Annotated in this window: 16 protein-coding genes; 4 read left to right on the top strand and 12 right to left on the bottom strand. The window is 72.4% G+C overall.

Going from position 1 to position 22,645, the window contains the following annotated elements; genetic code table 11:
• Positions 1 to 73: 73 nt before the first annotated feature.
• The 5 genes from ACFYXB_RS09065 to ACFYXB_RS09045 all read right to left on the bottom strand — a co-directional run bounded on the left by ACFYXB_RS09065 (position 74) and on the right by ACFYXB_RS09045 (position 6,189).
• Positions 74 to 1,648, bottom strand: coding sequence for a PucR family transcriptional regulator (locus ACFYXB_RS09065; protein WP_389579438.1), 1,575 nt, complete (start codon positions 1,646 to 1,648; stop codon positions 74 to 76).
• Between the two features lie 31 nt (positions 1,649 to 1,679).
• Positions 1,680 to 2,963, bottom strand: coding sequence for an aspartate aminotransferase family protein (locus ACFYXB_RS09060; protein ID WP_389579435.1), 1,284 nt, complete (start codon positions 2,961 to 2,963; stop codon positions 1,680 to 1,682).
• Positions 2,960 to 3,802, bottom strand: coding sequence for a nitrilase-related carbon-nitrogen hydrolase (locus ACFYXB_RS09055; RefSeq protein ID WP_389579431.1), 843 nt, complete (start codon positions 3,800 to 3,802; stop codon positions 2,960 to 2,962). Before ACFYXB_RS09055 ends, ACFYXB_RS09060 begins: the two co-directional genes overlap by 4 nt.
• A gap of 157 nt (positions 3,803 to 3,959) precedes the next feature.
• Complete coding sequence (locus ACFYXB_RS09050) at positions 3,960 to 5,813, bottom strand: hypothetical protein (RefSeq protein WP_389579428.1); 1,854 nt, start codon at positions 5,811 to 5,813, stop codon at positions 3,960 to 3,962.
• A gap of 124 nt (positions 5,814 to 5,937) precedes the next feature.
• Positions 5,938 to 6,189 carry a helix-turn-helix transcriptional regulator gene (locus tag ACFYXB_RS09045; protein ID WP_351353076.1) on the bottom strand — a complete coding sequence of 84 codons (252 nt, stop codon included), beginning with the start codon at positions 6,187 to 6,189 and terminating at the stop codon, positions 5,938 to 5,940.
• Between the two features lie 32 nt (positions 6,190 to 6,221).
• On the opposite strand from ACFYXB_RS09045, the gene map reads away from it, so the two are divergent.
• Both map and ACFYXB_RS09035 read left to right on the top strand, forming a co-directional pair.
• A complete protein-coding gene (gene map / locus ACFYXB_RS09040) occupies positions 6,222 to 6,998 on the top strand; it encodes a type I methionyl aminopeptidase (protein WP_351353073.1) in 777 nt (258 codons plus the stop codon).
• 170 nt (positions 6,999 to 7,168) lie between these two features.
• Positions 7,169 to 9,781, top strand: coding sequence for an ATP-dependent Clp protease ATP-binding subunit (locus ACFYXB_RS09035; RefSeq protein WP_389579425.1), 2,613 nt, complete (start codon positions 7,169 to 7,171; stop codon positions 9,779 to 9,781).
• A gap of 24 nt (positions 9,782 to 9,805) precedes the next feature.
• Here ACFYXB_RS09035 and ggt read toward each other — a convergent pair whose 3' ends face one another.
• Positions 9,806 to 11,605: a gamma-glutamyltransferase gene (gene ggt / locus ACFYXB_RS09030; protein ID WP_389579422.1), complete on the bottom strand. Its 1,800-nt coding sequence runs from the start codon at positions 11,603 to 11,605 to the stop codon at positions 9,806 to 9,808.
• Positions 11,606 to 11,710: 105 nt separating this feature from the next.
• Between ggt and ACFYXB_RS09025 the strand changes: the two genes are divergently transcribed.
• Positions 11,711 to 12,469: a hypothetical protein gene (locus ACFYXB_RS09025; protein ID WP_389579419.1), complete on the top strand. Its 759-nt coding sequence runs from the start codon at positions 11,711 to 11,713 to the stop codon at positions 12,467 to 12,469.
• Between the two features lie 117 nt (positions 12,470 to 12,586).
• Complete coding sequence (locus ACFYXB_RS09020) at positions 12,587 to 14,155, top strand: CocE/NonD family hydrolase (RefSeq protein WP_389579417.1); 1,569 nt, start codon at positions 12,587 to 12,589, stop codon at positions 14,153 to 14,155.
• Positions 14,156 to 14,310: 155 nt separating this feature from the next.
• Here the strand turns inward: ACFYXB_RS09020 and ACFYXB_RS09015 are convergent, their stop codons facing one another.
• The 6 genes from ACFYXB_RS09015 to ACFYXB_RS08990 form a co-directional block, all read right to left on the bottom strand.
• On the bottom strand, positions 14,311 to 14,730 hold the full coding sequence (locus tag ACFYXB_RS09015) for a DUF6278 family protein (RefSeq protein ID WP_351353058.1): 420 nt from the start codon (positions 14,728 to 14,730) through the stop codon (positions 14,311 to 14,313).
• A gap of 82 nt (positions 14,731 to 14,812) precedes the next feature.
• On the bottom strand, positions 14,813 to 15,592 hold the full coding sequence (locus ACFYXB_RS09010) for an exodeoxyribonuclease III (RefSeq protein WP_389579413.1): 780 nt from the start codon (positions 15,590 to 15,592) through the stop codon (positions 14,813 to 14,815).
• A gap of 42 nt (positions 15,593 to 15,634) precedes the next feature.
• Positions 15,635 to 16,270: an MBL fold metallo-hydrolase gene (locus ACFYXB_RS09005; RefSeq protein WP_389579410.1), complete on the bottom strand. Its 636-nt coding sequence runs from the start codon at positions 16,268 to 16,270 to the stop codon at positions 15,635 to 15,637.
• Positions 16,271 to 16,348: 78 nt separating this feature from the next.
• On the bottom strand, positions 16,349 to 17,656 hold the full coding sequence (gene pcaC, locus ACFYXB_RS09000) for a 4-carboxymuconolactone decarboxylase (protein WP_389579407.1): 1,308 nt from the start codon (positions 17,654 to 17,656) through the stop codon (positions 16,349 to 16,351).
• Positions 17,657 to 17,879: 223 nt separating this feature from the next.
• Positions 17,880 to 19,724 (bottom strand): SWIM zinc finger family protein, encoded by a 1,845-nt coding sequence (locus ACFYXB_RS08995; RefSeq protein ID WP_389579405.1) that lies wholly within the window; start codon positions 19,722 to 19,724, stop codon positions 17,880 to 17,882.
• A complete protein-coding gene (locus tag ACFYXB_RS08990) occupies positions 19,721 to 22,573 on the bottom strand; it encodes a DEAD/DEAH box helicase (protein ID WP_389579402.1) in 2,853 nt (950 codons plus the stop codon). Before ACFYXB_RS08990 ends, ACFYXB_RS08995 begins: the two co-directional genes overlap by 4 nt.
• Between the last annotated feature and the right edge of the window lie 72 nt (positions 22,574 to 22,645).

Genomic DNA, 22,645 nt, shown 5'->3' with positions numbered 1-22,645 from the left:
CATGGCGCGTGTCACCGTGTCACGCTCTCGTCGGCTCATGTTTCACCGCCGTTTTCCCAGGTCGTCGCATGTTTCACCCCTGTTGCGCGTCATACGCGAGGAGCGCGATGTGCACCGAGGCCGCCTGCTCGAAGTCGTCGAGGTCCACGCCGAGTCGCGTCTGTATCGCCTCGATGCGGCGGTAGAGCGCGGGGCGCGAGACGTGGTGGAGCTGGGCGGTGCGGGACTTGTTGCGGCCGGTGGCGAGGTAGGTGCGCAGGACCGCGAGCAGGTCCTCGCCGGGTGCGCACAACAGGCCGTCCAGCTCCCGCTCGGCAAAGGACTGTACGTGCGGGTCGTCGCGCAGCAGCCGGATCAGGCCGCGCAGATGGACGTCCCTGAGGCGCACGACCGCAGGGAGGTCGAGGGCGGCCGAGGAGTCGGCCACCGCGTCCGCGACGTGCTGGGCCTCGCGCAGCCCCGCCGGCACCTCGTCCCAGCCGGTGCGCGGCCCGGCCGCCGCGACGACGGTACGGGTCTGTCCGGACGCCGTCCGCAGCCGCGTCGCGAAGTGCACGGCGAGCGACTCGGCGTCCTGGTCCCGGGCGAGGCTGAGCAGGACGGCGGTGGCCCCGTCGGTGAGTTCGGCGACGAGTCCGGGAAGCCCCAACACACGTAGCATCCGGTCGAGTTGGGCGGGCTCAGCGTCCCGTACGACGAGCGGCACGAAGGTCCGCCGGTTGACGGGAAGCCCGGCCGCCCGCGCCCGCGGCAGCAACTGCCGTGCGGGTACGACACCGGAGACCAGGTCGGTCAGCAGGCTCTGCGCCGACTGCTCCTCCCAGGTGTGGGCGGAGCCGCCGCCGAGCATGCGATGCAGGACGAGCGCCTCGGCGGCGCGGTCGGCGAGCAGCCGCCCGGCGGTCATGTCGCCGCGGTACCCGCACAGCACGATCTGCCCCCACCGCTCCCCGCGCCCGCCCAGTTCGGCGCGGACCCAGCCGTCCCCCTCGCTGCCGCCGGCCTGCCGCGCGATGCGCTCCCAGTCGCGCAGCACGTCGTCCACGGCCGGCCGCTCCCCCGCCGTGGCGAGCACGCGGTGGGCGAGGTTGGTGACGACGACCGGGCAGGCGCTGTGCGAGGCGACCTCGTCGAGCAGGCTCTGCAGGGGCGCGCCCGCGGTGATGAGGGCGGTGAGCGCGGTCCGTACGGACTCCGACAGGCTGACGGCGGCGAACTTCCGCCGCACCAGCCGGGACTGCACCTCCTCGGTCAACTCGGCGAAGGGGAAGGGCCGGTGGAGGACGACCATGGGCAGCCCGCACCGCTCGGCGGCCCGCCGCATCACGTCCGGCGGGGCGGGGAAGGCCCGCCCGAGGCCGAGGACGACGGCGGCCGCCTCGGCGCGGTGCAGGGACTGGATGTACTCGGCCTGCTTGCCCTCGTCGCCGGCGAGCAGCACTCCGGTGGTGAGGACCATTTCGCCGCCGCTGAGCATGACGCCGACGTCGGCGGCCTCGGCGACATGCACCCAGCGCACCGGCCGGTCGAGCTGGGCGGCGCCGGCCACCACCTCGGGCTCCCCGGCCAGCACCCGTTCCAGGCCGAGGACCTGACGGACCGACAGGGCGGGTTCCAGGGTCTCCAGGGTGTCCAAGGTGGTGGTCATGACGGGCCCCTCGCGTTGGTGCCGGTGGGTGCTAGTGGACGCTCCTCAGGGCGTTCTCGAGGATCGCGGCGCCCTCCTCGGCCTCCGCGACGGTCAGCGACAGCGGCGGGGCGATGCGCAGCGCGCTGGTGTTGTGGCCGCCGCCCTTGCCGATGAGCAACCCGCCCTCCCGGGCCGCCTCCAGAACGGCGGACGCGGCCTGCGGATCGGCCTCGTCGGTCCCCGGTTTCACCAGCTCGACGCCGATCATCAACCCGCGCCCGCGCACCTCCCGTACGCCGGGAAGCTGCGCGGTGACGGCCCGCAGCCGCTCGATGAGCAGCCCGCCTACGCGCCGGGCGTTGCCCTGGAGGTCGTGTTCCAGGAGGTACGTCAGGTTGGCCAGGCCCGCGGCCATGGTGACCTGGGTGCCGCCGAACGTCGAAATGCTGTTGCTGTCCAGGCAGTTCATGATCTCGGGGCGCGCGATGACGCCGCCGATGGACATGCCGTTGCCGATGCCCTTGGCGAACGTGAGGAGGTCCGGCGGCCCGCTGTGGCCGTGTGCCTGCCAGCCCCAGAAGTTGTCGCCGGTGCGGCCCCAGCCTGTCTGCACCTCGTCGGCGATCCACAGGATGCCGTGCTCGTTCAGCACCTCACGGAAGGCGGCGTACAGGCCGTCGGGTGGGGAGGTGAAGCCGCCGACGCCCTGGATGGGCTCGGCGATCAGAGCCGCGGGCGGGCGGGTGTGGCCGAGGAGGTCCCGCAGGTCTTCGACGCAGGCCGCGATGAACTCGTCGTCGCTCAGCCCGGCGAACGGTCCACGGGTGCGGACGCCTCCGTGGACGTACAGCGTCTGGAGCGGGGACAGGGAGGTCGGGGACCAGCCGCGGTTGCCGGTGATGCCGACCGCGCTGAAGGAGCGGCCGTGGTAGCTGTTGCGCATCGCCAGGATCGTGTTGCTGTGCCGGTAGGCGGTGGCCAGCAGCAGGGCGGTGTCGTTGGCCTCGGTGCCGGAGGTGGTGAAGAAGACGCGGGCGTCCGGGATGCCGCTCAACTGGGCGACGCGCTCGGCGAGTTCGACCATGGGGCGGTTGAGGTAGAGCGTGGACGAGTGGATGATCCGCCCGGCCTGCTCACTGACCGCCTTGGTCACCTCGGGCAGCGCGTGCGCGGTCATCGTCGTCAGGATGCCGCCGAAGAAGTCCAGGTACCGGTTGCCACTGGAGTCCCATACGTGGCGGCCCTCGCCGTGGGTGATCTCCAGGGGGTCCTCATAGTAGAGGGCGAGCCAGTCCGGCAGGACACCGCGGTGGCGGGAGTAGAGGTCGTTCACGGCTGCACCAGCCCTTCATAGGCGTCGGGGCGGCGGTCGCGGTAGAAGGCCCACTGTTGCCGCACTTCTTCGATGAGGTCGAAGTCCAGGTCACGGACGACGAGTTCCTCGCTCTTGTCGCTCGCGACTTCACCCACGAACTGCCCACGCGGGTCGACGAAATAGCTCGTTCCGTAGAAGTCGTTGTCCCCGTACTCCTCCTGCCCCACCCGGTTGATGGCGGCGACGAAGTACTCGTTGGCGACAGCGGCGGCGGGCTGCTCCAGTTGCCACAGGTAGGCGGACAGGCCACGCGAGGTGGCCGACGGGTTGTACACCAACTGGGCTCCGTTGAGTCCGAGTTGCCGCCAGCCCTCGGGGAAGTGCCGGTCGTAGCAGATGTAGACGCCGATCTTTCCCACAGCGGTCTCGAAGACGGGCCAGCCGGCATTCCCGGGCTTGAAGTAGTACTTCTCCCAGAAGCCTTTGACCTGCGGGATGTGATGCTTGCGGTACTTGCCGAGGAAGGTGCCGTCGGCGTCGATCACGGCCGCGGTGTTGTAGTAGAAGCCGGACTGCTCGACCTCGAAGACCGGGACGACGATCACCATGCCGGTCTCGCGGGCGAGTTCGCGCATACGACGCACCGTCGGCCCGTCCGGCACCGGCTCGGCCCAGCGGTAGTGCTCCGGCTCCTGGACCTGGCAGAAGTAGGGGGCGTTGAAGACTTCCTGGAACCCGATGACCTTGGCGCCCTGACGGGCCGCCTCGCGGGCGTGCTCCTCGTGTTTCGCCACCATGGACTCGGTGTCGCCGGTCCAGGTGGCCTGGACCAGAGCGGCGCGTACGACGTTGGCCATGAGCTGCTCCTTCGACGGGACGTCAGAGCCTCTACGCCCGTAGACACAGGCCGTAGAGGGACGAACGTAAGCCTCGGGGACGGGCTTGCCAAGACCATCGTCGTCAACCCGCGGAGTCGATCATGTTTCACACTCCAGTGGGTGATCGTGCGGCCGTTCAGGCGGTGAACCCGGCGACACGCAGGGCGTGGACGAGGTCCCAGTGCCGCTCGTCCGAGACACCCTGCGCGGCCTCCAGGAGCAGCGGGACGAGGTGTTGCGGATCGGCGGTGACGCTGCGGGCCGCCTCCTCTGGCGTGCGGACCCTGACGTAGGCGTCCAGCAGCGCCCGCACCTCACGCCGGCGTCCCTCGGTATCCAGCGCGAGCACGGCTTCGCCGATCTCGCCGGCGGGCCGGGCGACGCCCTGCCGCAGGATCTGCTGCCCGTCGACGGCACGCCCCGCGGCGACCAGCGCGTCGGCGGCGGCGACCAGCCGCTCGGCCGGCAGCGAGGCGGCCTCCCACAGCAGGGTGGCCCAGTCGGCGCCGTGCCCGGTGCGGTGCAGTTCGGCGGCCAGCAGCGGGAGGCGGGCGGCGGGCCAGTGGGCGGCCTCGACGAGCATGCCGTGCGCCTCGCCGCTGCGCCCCTCGCCCCGCAGCCGTACGAGCGTCTCGACGGCCTCCACGACAGCCCGCCGCGCCTCCGCGTCCAACGGCTCCACCTGCGGCTGCGGCCGCTCCACCGCCTCGGCGGCCCCGGCGAACCGGGCACCGCGCGGGGTACGGCGCGGGTCCGCGGCCGACGTCACGGCCGGGACGGGAGTCTGCGGTACGACGACCGGAGCGACGTCGTCCTCGACCATCCCGGCGAACCGCGCACCGCCGCGGCGGCGCTTGCGCTGTTTGGCAGGGGGCGCAGGGGATGCGGAAGGCTGGGCCTGCGCGGTGGAGGTGGGCCGGGGGGCGCCGTCTCGGGGTGGTGCGGCGGGGGCGTCGTAGGCGGCGGGCGCGGGGGCGCTTTCCGAGGGGTGGGGGGCGGACGGGCGGGGGACGTGCCGGGCGGAGGCGGCGGCTGGGGCCGAGGGCTGGGAGGCGTATCGGGTGGGTACGGTCTCCGGTGCGCCTGTGGCGCGTGTGTCGCCCGTGCCGCGTGTGCCGTCTGCCGCGCCGGGCGCTGACGCGTAACCGGCGGGCGCAAACCCCTCCGGACCGCCTGGCGCCGGCCTGTATCCGCCCTCGGCCCCGAAGGCACCGGCACGAGGATCTCCACGTCCGCCGGTCCCGACACCGTCCGACAACACGCCGCCGGCAGGACCGCCGCCGTACGCTCCCGAGGCCCGAACGCCGGGAGGCGACCCACCGGTCGCCGGGCTCCTCTGCGCCGGCACGCCGCCCGGACCGGTCACCGGCGATCCGCCGTCCGTCCGCGCCCCGGGGAACGGCTCACCGCCCCGCACCGCTCCACCGCCGCCCTCCCCCGGCCGCCGTATCGGCTGAGCGTCCCTCACCTGGCCGCCCGCGCCACGCCGGTCCAACTCGGTGATGCGTGAGCGGAGTTCGACGCACCGGGCGGTGGCCCGTTCGTGGTCGTCGCGGGCCCAGGCGAGGTCGAGGCGGATGGCGTGGGCCTCTTGCGGTGTGCCGGCCGAGGCGAGGAACCGGCCCAGTTCCGCCTGCCGTTCCGCGGCGTACCGCTGCTCACGGAGCATGACGTCGAGCCGGTCGCCCAGGGCGTCCCGGGCGCCCGGCCGGGAGTCGTACGCGCTGAACGCGGCCCCGTGCAGGAGCCGGGCGCGTTCCTTCTCGGCCCCGGCGGCACCGGGCCCGTAGGCCGCGGCGAGATCCTGCAGAAGCGCCTCCACGACGTCCCACGGCGGGACCTCACGCCCGTCCAGGCAGGCCTGCATACCCTCGGGATCGCGCTGCCAGAAGACCCCGCACCAGCCGCCGCCCTGATCAAGGCGCGCCAGAAGGCCGTCCAGGTAGTTCGCGAACTCCCGCACGCGAGCCGGGAGTTGATCCACTGCCATCGCCCAACTCCCGCCAGACCGGAGCACTCCGCTTCGTAGACAACACCAGCCGTGTTACGGGGCCGCTAAGGGGAGTTTTCAGTGCCGAAGCGGGGGCGATCTTGACCGAACCGTGGAACTCCGCTCAGACCTCCGCGAGCACGCACCGCTCGGCCAGTTCGTCCATCGACAGGCCGAGCGCACGGGCGAGCGCGGCAACCGTGAAGAAGGCCGGAGTCGGGGCACGCCCGGTCTCGATCTTGCGAAGCGTCTCCGCGGAGATCCCCGCCTCGGCCGCGATCTCGGTCATGCTCCGGCCCCGGCGTGCCTCGCGGAGCAGTCGGCCGAGCCGTTCGCCGCGTTCGTGCTCTTCGGGGGTGAGGGGGGTGCGCACCATCCCGTCATTCTAATACCGGTATAGTAATTGGCATGGTGGAGCTGAAGACGGATACCTCGATCGACGCGATGCACGCGGCGGGCCAGGTCGTGGGGCGTGCCCTGACGGCCGTACGGGAGGCCGCGCGCGTCGGCGTGACGCTGCTGGAGCTGGACGAGGTGGCACGGGAAGTGCTGCGCGAGGCGGGCGCGAGCTCCCCCTTCCTGGGCTACCGCCCCTCCTTCGCGCCCACCCCCTTCCCGGCGGTCATCTGCGCCTCGGTGAACGACGCGATCGTGCACGGCATCCCCACCCGCCACCGCCTCCGCGACGGCGACCTGGTCTCCATCGACTGCGGAGCCGAGCTGGACGGCTGGGCCGGCGACTCGGCGATCAGCTTCACCGTGGGCAGGGCGCGCCCGGCGGACGTACGACTGATCGAGACGGCCGAGCGCGCGCTCGCGGCGGGCATCGAGGCGGCCGTGGTCGGCAACCGCATCGGCGACATCGCCCACGCGATCGGCACGGTGTGCCGTACGGGGGGTTACGGCATCCCGGACGGCTTCGGCGGCCACGGCGTAGGCCGCCACATGCACGAGGACCCCCCGGTCCCGAACGAGGGCCGCCCCGGCCGCGGGCTCCCACTGCGCCACGGCATGGTCCTGGCAATAGAACCCATGCTGATCGCAAGCGGCAAAAACGGCTACCACGCAGCACCGGACGGCTGGACCCTACGCACCAACGACGGCTCCCGAGCAGCCCACGTGGAACACACGCTGGCGATCACCAACTCCGGTCCCCGAATCCTGACGGCCAGGGCAACCCCCTGAGGGCGCGGGGCTGTATCAATTTGCGGCTCCGCCGCGTGGGCGCGAGCAACCACGACGAACCCGCACTCGCGCACCGAACACGAGCCACCCGAGCTCCAAGGCGCCCCGCATGCCAGCCGGAGGCATCCGTGCCAAGGTATTATGAACGCGCACCAAAGGAACGGAACGCCATGACCAACGGCTACCCTCCCGACCCCTTCGGTGATTTCCTCGCCCGCTTCTTCGGCGGCGGCAACGCCGGAGGCGAGCCGCCCCCTGGCCCCCGCCACATCGACATCGGCCGACTGCTGAGCCAACCGGCCAGGGAACTCGTGCGGGGCGCCGCCCAGTACGCCGCCGAGCACGGCAGCCGGGACCTCGACACCCAGCACCTGCTGCGCGCGGCCCTGTCCACCGAGCCCACGCGGAGCCTGCTCAGCCGGGCGGGGGCGGACCCGGACTCGCTGGCGACGGAGATCGACGAGCGGTCGGGCCCGGTACAGCACCCGGCGGGCGAGGCACCGCCGCCCACGTCGCTGTCCCTGACCCCGGCGGTCAAACGCGCCCTGCTGGACGCGCACGACATGGCGCGGGCCACCGGTGCCGGGTACATCGGCCCGGAGCACGTGCTCAGCGCGCTCGCGTCGAACCCGGACTCGGCCGCGGGACACATCCTGAACGCGGCCCGGTTCGCGACCGGCGGTCTGCCGCCCGACGCCCCCGAGGCGGAGCGGGCCCGCACCCGGACCGGCACCGAGCGACAGGCGCCCACCTCCACCCCCACCCTGGACAAGTACGGCCGCGATCTGACCGAGCTGGCGCGGCAGGACCGTATCGACCCGGTGATCGGGCGCGACGAGGAGATCGAGCAGACCATCGAGGTGCTCTCCCGGCGCGGAAAGAACAACCCCGTGCTGATCGGCGACGCGGGCGTCGGCAAGACGGCGATCGTGGAGGGGCTGGCGCAGCGGATCGCCGACGGGGACGTGCCCGACATCCTGACCGGGCGCCGGGTCGTCGCGCTGGACCTGACCGGCGTGGTGGCGGGCACCCGCTTCCGGGGGGACTTCGAGGAGCGGCTGAACAACATCGTCGGGGAGATCCGCGCGCACTCCGACCAGTTGATCATCTTCATCGACGAGGTGCATACGGTCGTGGGCGCCGGCGGTGGCGGCGAGGGCGGGGCGATGGACGCGGGCAACATCCTCAAGCCCGCCCTGGCCCGCGGCGAGCTGCACATCGTGGGCGCGACCACGCTGGAGGAGTTCCGCCGGATCGAGAAGGACGCGGCGCTGGCCCGCCGGTTCCAGCCGATCCTGGTGCCGGAGCCGACGGTCACGGACACGATCGAGATCCTGCGCGGACTGCGCGACCGCTACGAGGCGCACCACCAGGTCCGCTACACCGACGAGGCGCTGGTCGCCGCGGTGGAGCTGTCCGACCGCTATCTCACCGACCGGCGGCTGCCCGACAAGGCGATCGACCTGATCGACCAGGCGGGAGCGCGGGTACGGCTCGGCGCCCGGACGAAGGGCACGGCCGTACGGACCATGGAGCGCGAGCTCGAACAGCTCACCTGCGACAAGGACCAGGCGGTCGCGGACGAGCAGTACGAGCAGGCCACGCAGCTGCGCGACCGGATCGGCGAGCTGAAGGAGCGGATCGCGGAGAGCAGCGGCGGTGAGCAGGCCGACGAGGGGCAACATCTGGAGGTGACGGCCGAGGCCGTCGCCGAGGTCGTGTCCCGGCTGACGCACATCCCGGTCGCCCGGCTGACCCAGGAGGAGAAGGAGCGGCTGCTCGGCCTGGAGGAGCATCTGCACCAGCGGGTGGTGGGACAGGACGAGGCGGTCGCCGCGGTGGCCGAGGCGGTGCTGCGGTCGCGCGCCGGGCTCGCCAGCCCGGACCGGCCGATCGGCAGCTTCCTGTTCCTCGGCCCGACGGGCGTCGGCAAGACGGAGCTGGCCCGCGCGCTCGCCGAGGCGCTGTTCGGCAGCGAGGACCGGATGGTGCGGCTCGACATGAGCGAGTACCAGGAGCGGCACACGGTGTCCCGGCTGGTGGGCGCGCCCCCCGGGTACGTCGGCCACGAGGAGGCCGGTCAGCTCACCGAGGTGGTGCGCCGGCACCCGTACTCGCTGCTCCTGCTCGACGAGGTGGAGAAGGCGCACCCGGACGTCTTCAACATCCTGCTCCAGGTCCTCGACGACGGACGGCTCACGGACTCGCAGGGCCGCACGGTGGACTTCACCAACACGGTCATCGTGATGACCAGCAACCTCGGTTCCGAGGCGATCACCCGGCGCGGTGTCGGCGTCGGCTTCGGGCCGGGCGGCGCGGAGGCCGACGAGGAGGCGCGGCGCGAGCGGATCCTGCGGCCCCTGCGGGAACACTTCCGGCCGGAGTTCCTCAACCGCATCGACGAGATCGTCGTGTTCCGCCAGCTCACGGCGGAGCAGCTCCGGCAGATCACGGACCTGCTCCTGGAACGCACCCGCCGTCTGATGCACGCCCAGGGCATCGCGGTCGACTTCACCGACGCGGCGGTGGGCTGGCTCGCCGAGCGCGGCCACCAGCCCGAGTACGGCGCCCGGCCGCTGCGCCGCACCATCCAGCGCGAGGTGGACAACCAGTTGTCCCGCCTGTTGCTGGACGGTCGTATGACGGAGGGCAGCCGGGTGACGGTGGGCGTCGCGGACGGCCGCCTCACGTTCGACACGACAGCCGCACCGGCGGAACCGGAGGCCACGGCTCAACCGGCCGCCACGGACGAGGCACCACCACCGGCGGGCCCGGCGTCGTAGCCGCCGGGCCCGCCCGAGGTACTGCTACGGCGCCGGGTTCACCACCATCGCCGAGCCGCCGCCCCGCCGTACCGTCTCGGCCGCCGCGAGCCACTTGCCGCCGGGCAGTCGCTGGACGCCTGTTGCCGCACCGATCTCGGGGTTGAGGGAGAAGGCGTGTCCGACGGCCTCCAGCTGGGCCTTCAAGTCGCTGTTGTACAGGGCGGGTTCGAGTTCGGTCTTCGCCGCGTTGCGCTGGCTGGCGCGCGGCGCGGCGATCGCGTCGACCAGGGGCAGCCCGCGGTCGAGGAACTCGGTCAGGGTCTGCAGCACGGTGGTGATGATGGTCGCGCCACCGGGTGACCCGAGCGCCACCACGGGCGTGTTGTGCCGGTCGAGGACGATCGTCGGCGAGATCGACGACCGCGGGCGCTTGCCGGGGCCGGGCAGGTTCGGGTCGTGGACGGCCGGGTTGGCGGGCGCGAAGGAGAAGTCCGTCAGCTCGTTGTTGAGGAGGAAGCCGCGGCCGGGCACGGTGATCGCGCTGCCGCCGGTCTGCTCGATGGTCAGCGTGTAGGACACCACGTTGCCCCACTTGTCGGCGACCGTGAGGTGCGTGGTGTTCTCGCCCTCGTACGTCGTCGGAGCCGCCGTGCCGCCGACGCCGCAGGCCGCCGGACGGCGTGGGTCGCCCGGTGCGAGCGGGCTGGTGAGGACGGCGTCGTCCTTGATCAGGCAGGCGCGTGAGTCGGCGTACTCCTGCGACAGCAGTTCCTTGGTCGGTACGTCCTCGAAGGCGGGGTCGCCGACCCAGCGCCCCCGGTCCGCGAACGCGATCCGGCTCGCCTCGATGAAGTGGTGCAGGTACTGCGCCTCGGAGGCCTTCGAAAGGTCGGTCTTCTCCAGGATGTTGAGGGCTTCGCCGACCGTCGTGCCGCCCGAGGAGGAGGGAGCGATCGAGTAGACCTTCAGGCCGCGGTACGACGTCTTCGTGGGCGCCTGGAGCTTGGCGCGGTAGGCGGCCAGGTCGGCAGTGGACAGCTTGCCGGGGCGGGCCCTCCAGCCCGAATTCGGGTCCACGGGAGGGTCGTCGACCGTGGAGACGATGTCCTTGCCGAGGTCTCCGTGGTAGATCGCGCCGACGCCCTTCTCGCCCAGTTCCTTGTAGGTGCGGGCGAGTTCGGGGTTCTTGAAGGCAGAGCCGACGACGGGGAGCTGTCCGCCCGGCAGGAACAGCCGGGCGGTGTCGGGGAAGTAGCGGAAGCGGGTCTCGTTGGACGCTGTCTGCGAGCGGAAGGTGTCGTCGACGGTGAAGCCGTCGCGGGCGATCCGCTCGGCGGGCTCGAGGACAGTACCGAGTTTCTTCCTGCCCCATTCGTCCAGGGCCGTCTGCCAGGTGGCGGGCGTGCCCGGTGTGCCCACGCTCAGTCCGCTGCTGACGGCGTCGGCGAAGGCGAGCGGCTTGCCGTTCTCCAGGAAGAGGTCGGAGCCGGCGCTGAGCGGCGCGGTCTCGCGGCCGTCGATGGTGTGCACCGTACGGGACTTGGCGTCGTAGTAGACGAAGTAGCCGCCTCCGCCGATGCCGGCGGAGTAGGGCTCGGTGACGCCGAGCGCGGCGGCCGTGGCGACGGCGGCGTCGACGGCGTTGCCGCCCTTTCTGAGGACCTCGATGCCGGCGGCGGAGGCGTCCGCGTCGACGCTGGCGACCGCGCCTCCGTAGCCGACGGCGACCGGAACCTTCGCCGCGGTGGCGCTCGTGGCCCCCGGTGGCGCTGCCGCCCCCACGGAGATCACGGCGGCCGAGACCGCGAGGACCGACAGTTTCCGTGCGACAGAGCGACGCATCCGCACCTCCAGTGAGGGACCGTTCGCGCAGCTTAATCCAACGGCATGTCCCCGTCAGGAACGCGTCGAACACCGGTTTGCCTTGGCCCGCTACGATGCGCGCCCATGAATGACGACGTCCGCAACATCGTTCTCGGCGTGATCGCCGCCGGCGTCAGCGCCGCGCTCGGCTGGCTGGCCCGCACTTATCTGTGGAAGCGCCGACTGCGCCGGAAGCAGGCCTTCTTCGGGCTGCCCGACAACTCCGAGTCGCTGCTCGTGGTCAACCGGGAGGCGGGCGGCCCCGAGCTGACGGTGATGCGGCACGACGTGTTCGCGCTCCTCGAACTCGCCGCCCTCATCAAGGACTGCAACGCCCACGCGCAGGTCATCGCCCATGACGCCGCGCAGCAGGGCTTCGGTGAGCGCACCGAGTTCTGCGTCGGCGGACCGGCCTCCAACCGCCGTATGGCCGCGCACCTCGCCTCCATGCTGCCCGGGGTACGGGTGAACGTGGACGCCGAGCCGGGCCCGGACCGCGGCGCCTTCCAGATAGGCAGCGAGCGCTACCGACTGGAGTCCGGCAGGAGCGAGTACGTGCTGCTGGCCCGGCTCACGGCGGGGCAGCAGCCCGACGCGCGTCCCGTGTTCCTGTTCTGCGGGCAGCGCGCGATCACCAACCAGGCCGCGACCCGCTATCTCGCCCGCAGTCACGAGCGGTTGGCCCGCAAGCACGGCGGCAACACGTTCGTGCTGCTGCTGAAGGTGGTCAACTCGCAGGCGTACGGCCCGGACGTCGTCGAGGTCGTCGCGGACGTGACGCGAGCCGCGCAGGCGCCGCTGCCGAAGGTGGAGGCTCCACGCGCCTCACACCGGGCCTCCTAGGTCTTCCCACACTTCAACAATCTTTACCGGCACGTAACTTACCGACGGGTTACTTACGGTAAGGGCTCGCGGTTACCGTCGGGTCACTTTGCACTGACACGAGTGAGGAGTGACCCCATGGGCACCGGTCGCACCACCCTGCGCACGTCGGCCGTAGGCGTCGTATCGGCGGCCCTGATCGCCGGTACCGTCGTCGGCCTGGCACCGGCCGCACAGGCCGCCGCACCCTCCGTCCGCTTCGTCGACATCACCGGCGACGGCGGCACGGTGCTCAGTGCGAATGTCGTCACCCCGGCGGGTGCCGATGCCTCGGGCGTCCACCCGCTCATCGTGCTCCCCACGAGCTGGGGCCTGCCACAGGTCGAGTACCTCGCCCAGGCCCAGCAACTCGCCGACTCCGGCTACATCGTGCTCACTTACAACGTCCGCGGCTTCTACCAGTCGGGAGGGAACATCGAAGTGGCGGGGCCGCCCGACGTGGCCGACGCCTCCAAGGTGATCGACTGGGCACTCGCCCACACCCCCGCCGACCCGAAGCGCATCGGCATGGCGGGCGTCTCCTACGGCGCCGGGATCTGTCTGCTCGCCGCCGCACACGACAAGCGGATCAAGGCGGTCGCCTCCCTCAGCGGCTGGGCGGATCTGATCGACTCCATCTACTCCGGCCGCACCCAGCACGTCCAGGCGGCCGCCCTCCTGGACGGCGCCGCGACGCTCACCGGCCGCGAGAGCGCCGAACTCCGGCAGATCTTCGACGAGTTCTACACCTCCGACCTGTCGAAGGAGCAGGAGATCATCGACTGGGGAAGGAAACGCTCCCCCGCGACCTACCTCGACCAGCTCAACAAGAACGGCGCCGCCGTCCTGCTCGCCAACGCCTGGGGCGACACGATCTTCCCCGCGAACCAGTACGCCGGCTTCTACGAGAGGCTGACTGTCCCCAAGCGCCTCGAATTCCGCCCCGGCGACCATGCCACGGCCGAGGCTACCGGGCTGTTCGGACTGCCCAACGACGTGTGGAGCGACACCCGGCGCTGGTTCGACCACTACCTCCGCGGCGTGGACAACGGCATCGACCGGGAGCAGCAGATCCAGCTCAAGTCCCGTACGTCGGGCGGCTACGAGGGCTATCCGAACTGGAAGTCGGTCGCGGCAACCCGGAAGAAGATCTCCCTCGCGGAGTCGGCCACGATCCACGCGAACGTCGACTCGGGCGCGGACGGCGGCGTCGTCTTCCTGTCCGCCATCCTGGACCAGGTCGCCCAGCTCCCGCCGGTCGCCTCGATCCCCCTGCTCCCCCGGCGCTGGGCCGCGGTCTGGCAGTCCGAGAAGTACGGCAGCACCCAACAGGTGCGCGGCACCACGACGTTGCACACGACGCTCACCCCGACCAAGGAGAGCGGCACCCTCGTCGCCTACCTCTACGACGTGGGCCCGCTCGGCCTCGGCAAGCTGGTCACCAACGCGCCCTACACCTGGCACGGCCGGACGCCGGGCAAGCCGTTCGGCGTGGACCTGGACCTGTTCTCCACGGCCTACGACGTCCCGGCCGGGCACCGGCTCGCTCTGGTCGTCGACACGGTCGACCCGCTGTACATCGAGCACAACCCGTCCGGCGCGCAGCTGACCTTCTCCTCGCCCGCGGACGACCCCTCGTACGTGTCCGTTCCGCTGCGCGAGCAGTGATCTCCGGCTGCCGCCGGCCGGGCCTGGCCCTCGACGTGGATCGGTGAGATCACCATCACCGGGATGAAGGGCAAATCCTAGTCGAGGTTCCACGCGTCGAGGGCGCGAAGAGGTCGAGCGCGGTAGGAGAGAGGGGAACAGGTGTACGTCGCCGGTCAGGACTCGGCGACCTCCGCGTACAGCTGCGACAGCTCGGGAACACCGCTCACGGCCCACTCGTGACCGGACGCGACGACGTCGAACTCACGCCCGGACTCCAACCGTACGACCGGCTGCTCGCCGGGCCAGATGCGCCAGCGGGCACCGGGCACGGTCCGGATGATCACCGTGCCGAGATACAGCCCCGCGTCGTTGCCCAGCCAGGGCAGAAGCTCCTCGTCGTCGCGCCAGCGCGGCAGCAGCTGGTCGATCGCCTCCAGCGAGGCCACGGAGTCGTCGAGGACGACACCCTCCTGCGACGCGAGGGAGCGCAGCAGCTCGCACTCGGACAGCAGCCCGGCGACGCCCTCCGGGTCGGCTGCGAACGCCGCTTCATCGCTCTTCTTGTGCCGGTTGCCCAGGAAGGGGATGTTCATACGTCCAGCCTGGCATTCGCACCGCCGTACGCACTACAGGCAGGACACGGGTGTCGCCACCCCGACGGCTGGAGTTCGTCTCCTAGACCTCCAGGTCGACGACGACCGGCGCGTGGTCCGAGGCGCCCTTGCCCTTGCGCTCCTCGCGGTCGACATACGCGTCCTTGACCGCCTTGGCGAACGGCTCGTTCCCGTACACCAGGTCGATGCGCATGCCGCGGTTCTTGGGGAAGCCGAGCTGGCGGTAGTCCCAGTACGTGAACGGGTGGTCGTACTTGAGGGGGCGCGGGACCACGTCGGACAGGCCCGTCTCGCGCAGGGCGGTCAGGGCGGCGCGCTCGGCGGGGGTGACGTGGGTGAGGCCCTCGAAGGCGGCCCTGTCGTAGACGTCGTCGTCCGTCGGCGCCACGTTGTAGTCGCCGAGGACCGCGAACGGGCGGCTGCCTCCCGCGTCGCCGACGACGGCGGCCTTCAGAGCCTCGAACCACTGGAGCTTGTAGGCGTAGTGGGGGTGGTCCACCTCGCGGCCGTTCGGCACGTACACCGACCAGACGCGGACCGGGCCGCAGGTCGCCGAGACGGCTCTGGGCTCCTGGACGCCCTCGTAGCCGGGGTCGCCGGGCAGGCCCTTGACCACGTCATCGAGGCCGACGCGGGAGAGCACCGCCACCCCGTTCCACCGGCCGGTCGCGTTCACCGCCGCCTCGTAGCCCAGCTCGCGCAGCTCGGCGAACGGGAACTGGTCCTCGGCGATCTTGGCCTCCTGGAGGCAGAGCACATCGGTGCCACTGCTCTCCAGCCAGGCCAGCAGCCTCGGCAAACGGGCGGTGATCGAGTTCACGTTCCAGGTCGCGATGCGCATGCCTCACAACCTACCCGGCGGCACTGACAACGCCCTCCCGCGTCAGACGTCGGCCGAGGTGCCCGGGGCGAGGCGCAGGTGCTCCGCGCCGCCGAGCGCGCCGATCTGGCGGTCGTAGATCGGGCGGGCGAGGTCGGTGAGCAGGGCGTCGTGGATGTCGTAGGCGCGCTGCGGCTCGACCTCCCGAACGTAGTCGATGACCTCGGCGATCTTGTTCCAGGGGGCCATCACGGGAATCATCAGCGTCTCGACCGCCTGGCCGGGGACGGTGAGGGCGTCGCCGGGGTGGAAGACGCGGCCGCCGTCGATCAGATAGCCGACGTTGGTGATCCGGGGGATGTCGGGGTGGATCACGGCGTGCAGCTCGCCGTGGACCTGGACGTCGAAGCCCGCGGCGGAGAAGGTGTCGCCGTGGCCGACGGTGTGCACGCGGCCCGGGAAGGCCGCCGCGATCTGGTCGGCGACCGACTTCAGGGTCCAGATCTCCGCGGCGGGGTTGGCCTCCATCGCCGCCCGCAGCCGGCCCTCGTCGAAGTGGTCCGGGTGCTCGTGCGTGACCAGGATCGCGTCCGCACCGACCGCGGCGTCCGCCTCGCTGAAGCCGCCGGGGTCGATGACGAGCGTCCGACCGTCCTTCTCGAGGCGGACGCAGGAGTGGGACATCTTCGTGAGCTTCATGGTCACCATCCTGCCCCCGGCGGCGGGGCGGTGGCGCGGCGGAGGCTGCTGCTCGCGACATCTGGACCGTCGGCGCGCTCAGTCCTCCGGGGTGGTCTCCTCACGGATGACCTGCTGGGCCACCTTGAACGCGCTGTTCGCCGCCGGCACCCCGCAGTACACGGCCGCCTGGAGCAGCACTTCCTTGATCTCCACCGGGGTCAGGCCGTTGCGCAGGGCCGCCCGCGTGTGGAAGGCCAGCTCCTCCAGATGGCCGCCGGCGACGAGGGCGGTGAGCGTGACGCAGCTGCGCGAGCGCCGGTCGAGGCCCGGCCGGTCCCAGATCTCGCCCCACGCATAGCGGGTGATGAACTCCTGGAAGTCGCCGGAGAAGTCGTCGGCCTGCGCCAGCGCCCGGTCGACATGCGCGTCGCCGAGCACCTCGCGGCGGACCTTGAGCCCCGTGTCGTACGGGTCGGACCGGCCCGCGGGTCGCGGCGGTACGAAGGCGGGGGCGATCTCGGCGATGGGCGCGGACTGCGGGGCGCTGTGCGGCGCGGCGGCCAGGACCGGTTTCACGGGGGTCGCCGGAATGGCCATCTGGCCGGTGGTCGAGTCGTAGGCCGGCTGCCAGGCCGAGGAGAAGTGCCGCACCAGCAGGTCGGTGACGGCCGCGGGCTGTTCGACCGGAACCAGGTGGGAGGCGCCGGGGACGACCGCGAGCCGTGCGTCCGGTATGCCGGCGACGAGGGTACGGGCCTCGGCCGGGCCGGTGACCTGGTCGTCCGAGCCGACCAGGACCAGAGTGGGCACGCTGATCCGGCCCAGTTCGGGCCGTACGTCGAAGCCGGCCAGGGCCTCGCACGAGGCGATGTAGCAGCCCGGGTCGGTGGTGCGCACCATCTGCACCGCCCACTCGGTGATCGCGGGCTGCGCGGCCGCGAACCCGGACGTGAACCAGCGGTCGGGCGAGGTGCGGGCGATCGGGTCGAGCCCGTTCGTGCGCACGATCACCCCGCGCTGCCGGAACTCGTCGGCCGTGCCGAACCGCGGCGAGGTGGCGACCAGCGCGAGCGACGCGATCCGGTCGGGGCGGCGCAGGGCGAGTTCGACGCCGATCGCGCCGCCGAGCGCACAGCCCGCGTACCCGAAGCGCTGCACACCGAGTCCGTCGAGCGTGGCGAGCAGCCGGGCGGCCAGCTCGGTGACCGAACCGGCCGGGTACGCGGGGGCGCCGCCGTGGCCCGGCAGGTCGAAGCGGAAGACCCGCCACTGCTTGACCAGCTCCGGCACCTGCCGGTCCCACATGTGCCAGGTGGTCCCCAGGGAGGGGCCGAGGATGAGGACCGGGGCGTCTTGGGGGCCGTCGAAGCGGTACTGGAGGGCAGGGATCTTCGTCTCACTCACGCGTTCCACGCTAACCGCCGTTTCCGGCACCCCGGCCCCTGGACCCCCAGTCTCCACACCGCCGTCCCTGGGATCACCTGCAAACTCTCACACGGCCTTCACCGGATGCCGTACAGCCGCGTCGAAGCGAGGATCCCGTGTGTTGGGGGGCATGGCGTCCGGCCGGACACGGCCCGTGGAGTCGGAGCGGTGCCGACCGAGCCCGGGTGCCGTGGCCTTGCGGTCAGGTGTCGTCCGGGGTGCCCAGGCCCGTCAGGGCGCCCACCGGGTCCAGGTCCGGTGTGCCGCGTGGCCACCAGTCGTCGCGGCCCGGTTCCGACTCGTACGCGTACCACAACCCGTCCTGGCCCAGGCGGAGTTGGACGTGTCCCCGGGGGTGGGTGAGGCGGTTGCGCCAGGGGCGGAAGGCGGGGAGGTCGGCGGCCAGGAGGAGGGGGCGGGCTCGGTCGAAGCGGCCCGCCGGTGGGTCCCAGGGCTCCTCCAGGACGGTCAGCCCCTCGAACCCGCCCTGCCGCCAGGCGGCCACCGCGCGGGCCAGTTCCGCCGGGGTGCGGTCGGCGGCGGAGGCGAGCGAGGAGTACAGCGCGCGGGTGCCGGCGGTCAGGCCGGAACCGGGGCGGGCCGCGGCGAGACGTACCGCGTCCTGCCACAGGGTCAGTCCGCCGACCGGGTCGCGTCCGGTGCCGAGCAGAGCGTGGGCGCGGGCGGCGGCGTCCGTGGCCAGCTGGTCCAGCGCGAAGGGGTCGGGGCCGCCGGGTGCCGCCGGGTAGACCGGGGGCTGCTCGGGGTGCGGGGGGACGGGCAACGGTCGTGGGAGGGGCGGGAGTAGGCGCGGCGAGAGGGCTTCGGCGGCGCGTACGCCGGGGAGGGGGGCGGGTTCCCTTTCCTGCGCGGCGCGGGCCGCTGCGGCGGCGTTGCGGCGGGACAGGGCGTCGAGCAGCTCGCGCTCGCCGCGGCCGCGCAGCAGGAGCAGGACGAAGGGGTCGGCGTCGAGCAGCCGCGCGGTCTGGTAGCAGAGGGCGGCGGCATGCTTGCAGGGGTGGCCCGAGTCGGGGCAGCTGCACCGGGGTTCGAGATCGCCGGGGCTGGGGAGCAGGGGCACTCCGCAGTCGGCGAGGGACTGCGGCAGCTCCTTGTCGAGCAGCGCGGCGATGTGTCCGGGGCGCTCGACGGCGGCGTCCAGGAAACGCGCCCAGTCTACGTCGCCCAGCGTGCGCAGCCCGACCTGCACGCGGTAGGGCCGCGGGCGGCTCCCCCGCACGTACGCCAGCACGAGCCCCGGCGTCACCGTGATCGCGTCGACATGCCCCTGTTCCGCGTACCCACGCCCCCGCGCGAGCCGCTTCACGTCCAACGCGCCCTGCTCCAGCGCACCGACCCAGGCGTTGCCCCACCAGGTCTCGGCGAAGCCCGCCTCCGCTGCCGCTGTGCGGGGCGGGAAGGGCCTGAAGGTACGGCGGAGTTCACCGTCTCGGTGGGGGGTGGCCATGGTGCGGGGGGCGTGGGGCGGGGCGGGAGTCGGCCGTGAGTCGGACGACGGCGCCACGAAGTCTCCCGGTGCCTGCCCGGAGTCGGACGGCGAGGAGGCGGGCCTGGTGGATGCCGGCGCGGAGCTGAACCTTGTCGGCGCGGTACGTGGCTCTCGTCGGGCGTTGTCCTTCGGTGTGTCCGATGTCGTCGGGGGCCTCGTCGTCCGTCCCTCTCGGCGGGCCGACCGCAGCGCCTCCCGGGCGACGTCACCGGGGCGCCCGCCCTGGTGACGGGCGTCGTGTGCGAGCGAAGCGGTGGCCACGTCCACGTAACCCGCTTCGTCGACCGTGGGCTCGTTCAGCGGTCCGGCATCGACGCCGTCGCCCTGCTGCCGCGCTCCCCCGACGCTCCGGCGGGCGGAGGCCGCCGATCGCAGCGCCGCTCGCGCGACATCGCCGGGCCTGTCTCGGCCGGCGACGCGCTTCTCGTCCGCCGTCTCCGCCCCGCCCTTGGGTTCCTCGCCCGGGACCGCTCCCTCCCGCGCAGCCCTGAGCGCCCGGCGTGCGGCATCCCCGGGGCGCTCCTCCCCGCCGCTCACGACTCCCTCCTCAGTGACACCAGGTCCGACAGCTCGCGGTCGGTCAGTTCGGTGAGGGCCGATTCGCCCGAGCCGAGGATCGCGTCGGCCAGGGCGCGCTTGGCCTGGAGCATCTCGGCGATGCGGTCCTCGACCGTGCCCTCGGTGACCAGGCGGTGGACCTGGACCGGCTGGGTCTGGCCGATGCGGTACGCGCGGTCGGTGGCCTGTTCCTCGACGGCCGGGTTCCACCAGCGGTCGAAGTGGACGACATGGCCGGCGCGGGTGAGGTTGAGGCCCGTGCCCGCCGCCTTCAGGGACAGCACCAGGACCGGGGTCCGCCCGCTCTGGAAGCGGTCCACCATGCGCTCCCGCTCCGGCACCGGTGTGCCTCCGTGGAGCAGGTCCACCGGGATCGCGCGGGCGGTGAGGTGGGACGTGATGAGCCGGGCCATCCCCACGTACTGCGTGAAGACCAGCGCCGAACCGTCCTCCGACAGCAGCGTGTCCAACAGCTCGTCCAGGAGCGCCAGTTTGCCGGAGCGTGCGGCGAGGCCGTCGGCGTGCGCCTCCTCCTTGAGATACAGCGCGGGGTGGTCGCAGATCTGCTTCAGCGCGCCCAGCAGCTTCAGTACCAGGCCGCGCCTCGCGATGCCGTCCGCCGTCTCGATGGCCAGCAGCGACTCGCGCACCACCGCCTCGTACAGCGCGGCCTGTTCGCGGGTGAGCGGGACCGGGTGGTCGGTCTCCGTCTTGGGCGGCAGCTCGGGGACGATGCCGGGGTCGGACTTCTTGCGGCGCAGGAGGAAGGGGCGCACCAGGCGGGCCAGGCGCGCCACCGCCTCCTCGTCCTCGCCGTTCTCCACCGCGCGCGCGTGCCGGGCGCGGAAGGACTTCAGGGGGCCGAGGAGTCCGGGGGTCGTCCAGTCGAGCAGGGCCCAGAGTTCGGAGAGGTTGTTCTCCACGGGCGTACCGGTCAGTGCCACGCGCGCGGGCGACGGGATCGTGCGCAGCGCCTTGGCCGTCGCCGAGTACGGGTTCTTGACGTGCTGGGCCTCGTCCCCAACGACCATCCCCCAGGGGCGCTCGGCCAGTTGAGGCGCCGTGGATCGCATCGTGCCGTACGTCGTGAGGACGAAGCCGCCGGTCAGGTCGTCCAGGGTGCGGTCCGGGCCGTGGAAGCGGCGGACGGGGACGCCGGGCGCGAACCGGGTGATCTCCCGCTGCCAGTTGCCGAGCAGCGACGCCGGGCAGACCACCAGGGTCGGCTCGGTGCGTGCCCGCTTCAGATGCAGGGCGATGACGGTGATCGTCTTGCCGAGGCCCATGTCGTCGGCGAGGCAGCCGCCCAGTCCGAGGGAGGTCATGAGGTCGAGCCAGGCCAGGCCCCGGAGTTGGTAGTCCCGGAGGGTGGCGTGCAGGCCGGGGGGCGGCTCGGCGGGGCGCAGGCCCGCGGTAAGGCGGTCGCGCAGGGCGGCGAGGGCTCCGACCGGTACGGCCTCGACGCTCTCGCCGTCGACCTCCGCGGTGCCGGTGAGCGCCGCGGACAGCGCGTCGACCGGGTCGAGCAGGCCCAACTCGCGCTTGCGTGCCTTCCGTACGAGCGCGGGGTCGACGAGCACCCAGCGGTCCCGCAGCCGTACGACCGGGCGGTGCGCCTCGGCCAGCGCGTCCATCTCGGCCTCGGACAACGGGTCACCGCCGAGGGCCAATTGCCAGCGGAACTGGAGCAGTTCCTCGCTCTCGAAGAAGCCCGTGCCGTCGGTCGCCGAGCCCGGCGCGGGCCGTACCACCGCGGCCGCGGTCAGGTCCTGGGCCAGGTCCCGGGGCCAGTGCACGGCGACTCCCGCCGCCGCGAGCCGGGTCGCCGCCATGCCGAGCAGTTCGCCGAGTTCGTCCTCGGACAGGGCGAGGACGTCGGGCACGTCCTGTTCGGCGAGCCGGTCCAGGGGCGGCCACACGCGGGCCGCCCGCCGCACGGCGAGGGCCGCGTCCACCCGCGCGCGTGGCCCGAATGCCCCGTCGGCCTCCCCCGCCCACAGTGCGGCAGCGTCGGCCACGAGGGTGGGGTCGGCGAGGCTGTGCACCTGGACGATCGCCGCGCCCGCGGTGCGGACCCCTGCGCCGTCGAACAGGTCGTAGGCGGACAGGTCCAGGCGGAGCGAGATCCGTACGCCCGCGTCCATGCCCGCGGCGACCTCGGCGGCCCAGTCGTGGGCGCCGGGCAGGTGCTGGGGCTCACGGGCGGCGAAGGGCCTGCCGGAGGTGTACGGCGCGGCCGGGGTGCGGGGCAGGGTGTCCGCGACCGCGTCCAGGAAGGAGCGCACCAGCGCCTCCGGCTCGGGCAGCCGCAGCGGGCCGGAGCCAGGCAGGGGCACGGCGTGCCCCTCGGCGGGCAGGGCCGCCGCGACCGCGCGCAGATGGGCGATGTCGTCGGGGTCCAGGGGGCCGGCCCGCCAGGCGTCGTGTCCGCTCGGGGTCAGTCCGGGCAGCAGCCGGCCGCGGGCGGTGAGCCGCAGCGCGTGCAGCGTCGCCGCGCCCCAGCAGGCCGTCGCAGGGTGGGCGGCCGGGTCGCGCCGGGCCCGGACGAGGAGTGGAAGGGCCGCACTGATCGAGAGGACCCGCGCCGGCACGGTCCTGCGGCGCACGCCCGCGCCATGCCGTCGTATGACCGTCAGCTCGTCGCTCTCGGCTCCGCTGCCGGACTCGCTCCCGGTCGGCAGCGGTCCGCCGTCGGGATCCCAGAAGGCGATCCGTCCGTCACGCGGGAGTGGTGCCGGCAGGTACACGGCGGCGAGGCGCGTCAGGACGGACTCCCCGGATGCCCCTGTGCTCCCGGCGTTCTCGGCCACCGCGGCCGTTGCGCTCATACGTCCTGCCACCTCCCGCCCATGTGTCGGATCAGACGTCTTCGACTGTACGGGCGGGGTCTGACAATCGGT

The sequence above is a fragment of the Streptomyces sp. NPDC002619 genome, assembly GCF_042889305.1.
In the GTDB taxonomy this organism is placed as follows: domain Bacteria; phylum Actinomycetota; class Actinomycetes; order Streptomycetales; family Streptomycetaceae; genus Streptomyces.
This window is presented reverse-complemented; position numbering and strand designations above follow the sequence as displayed.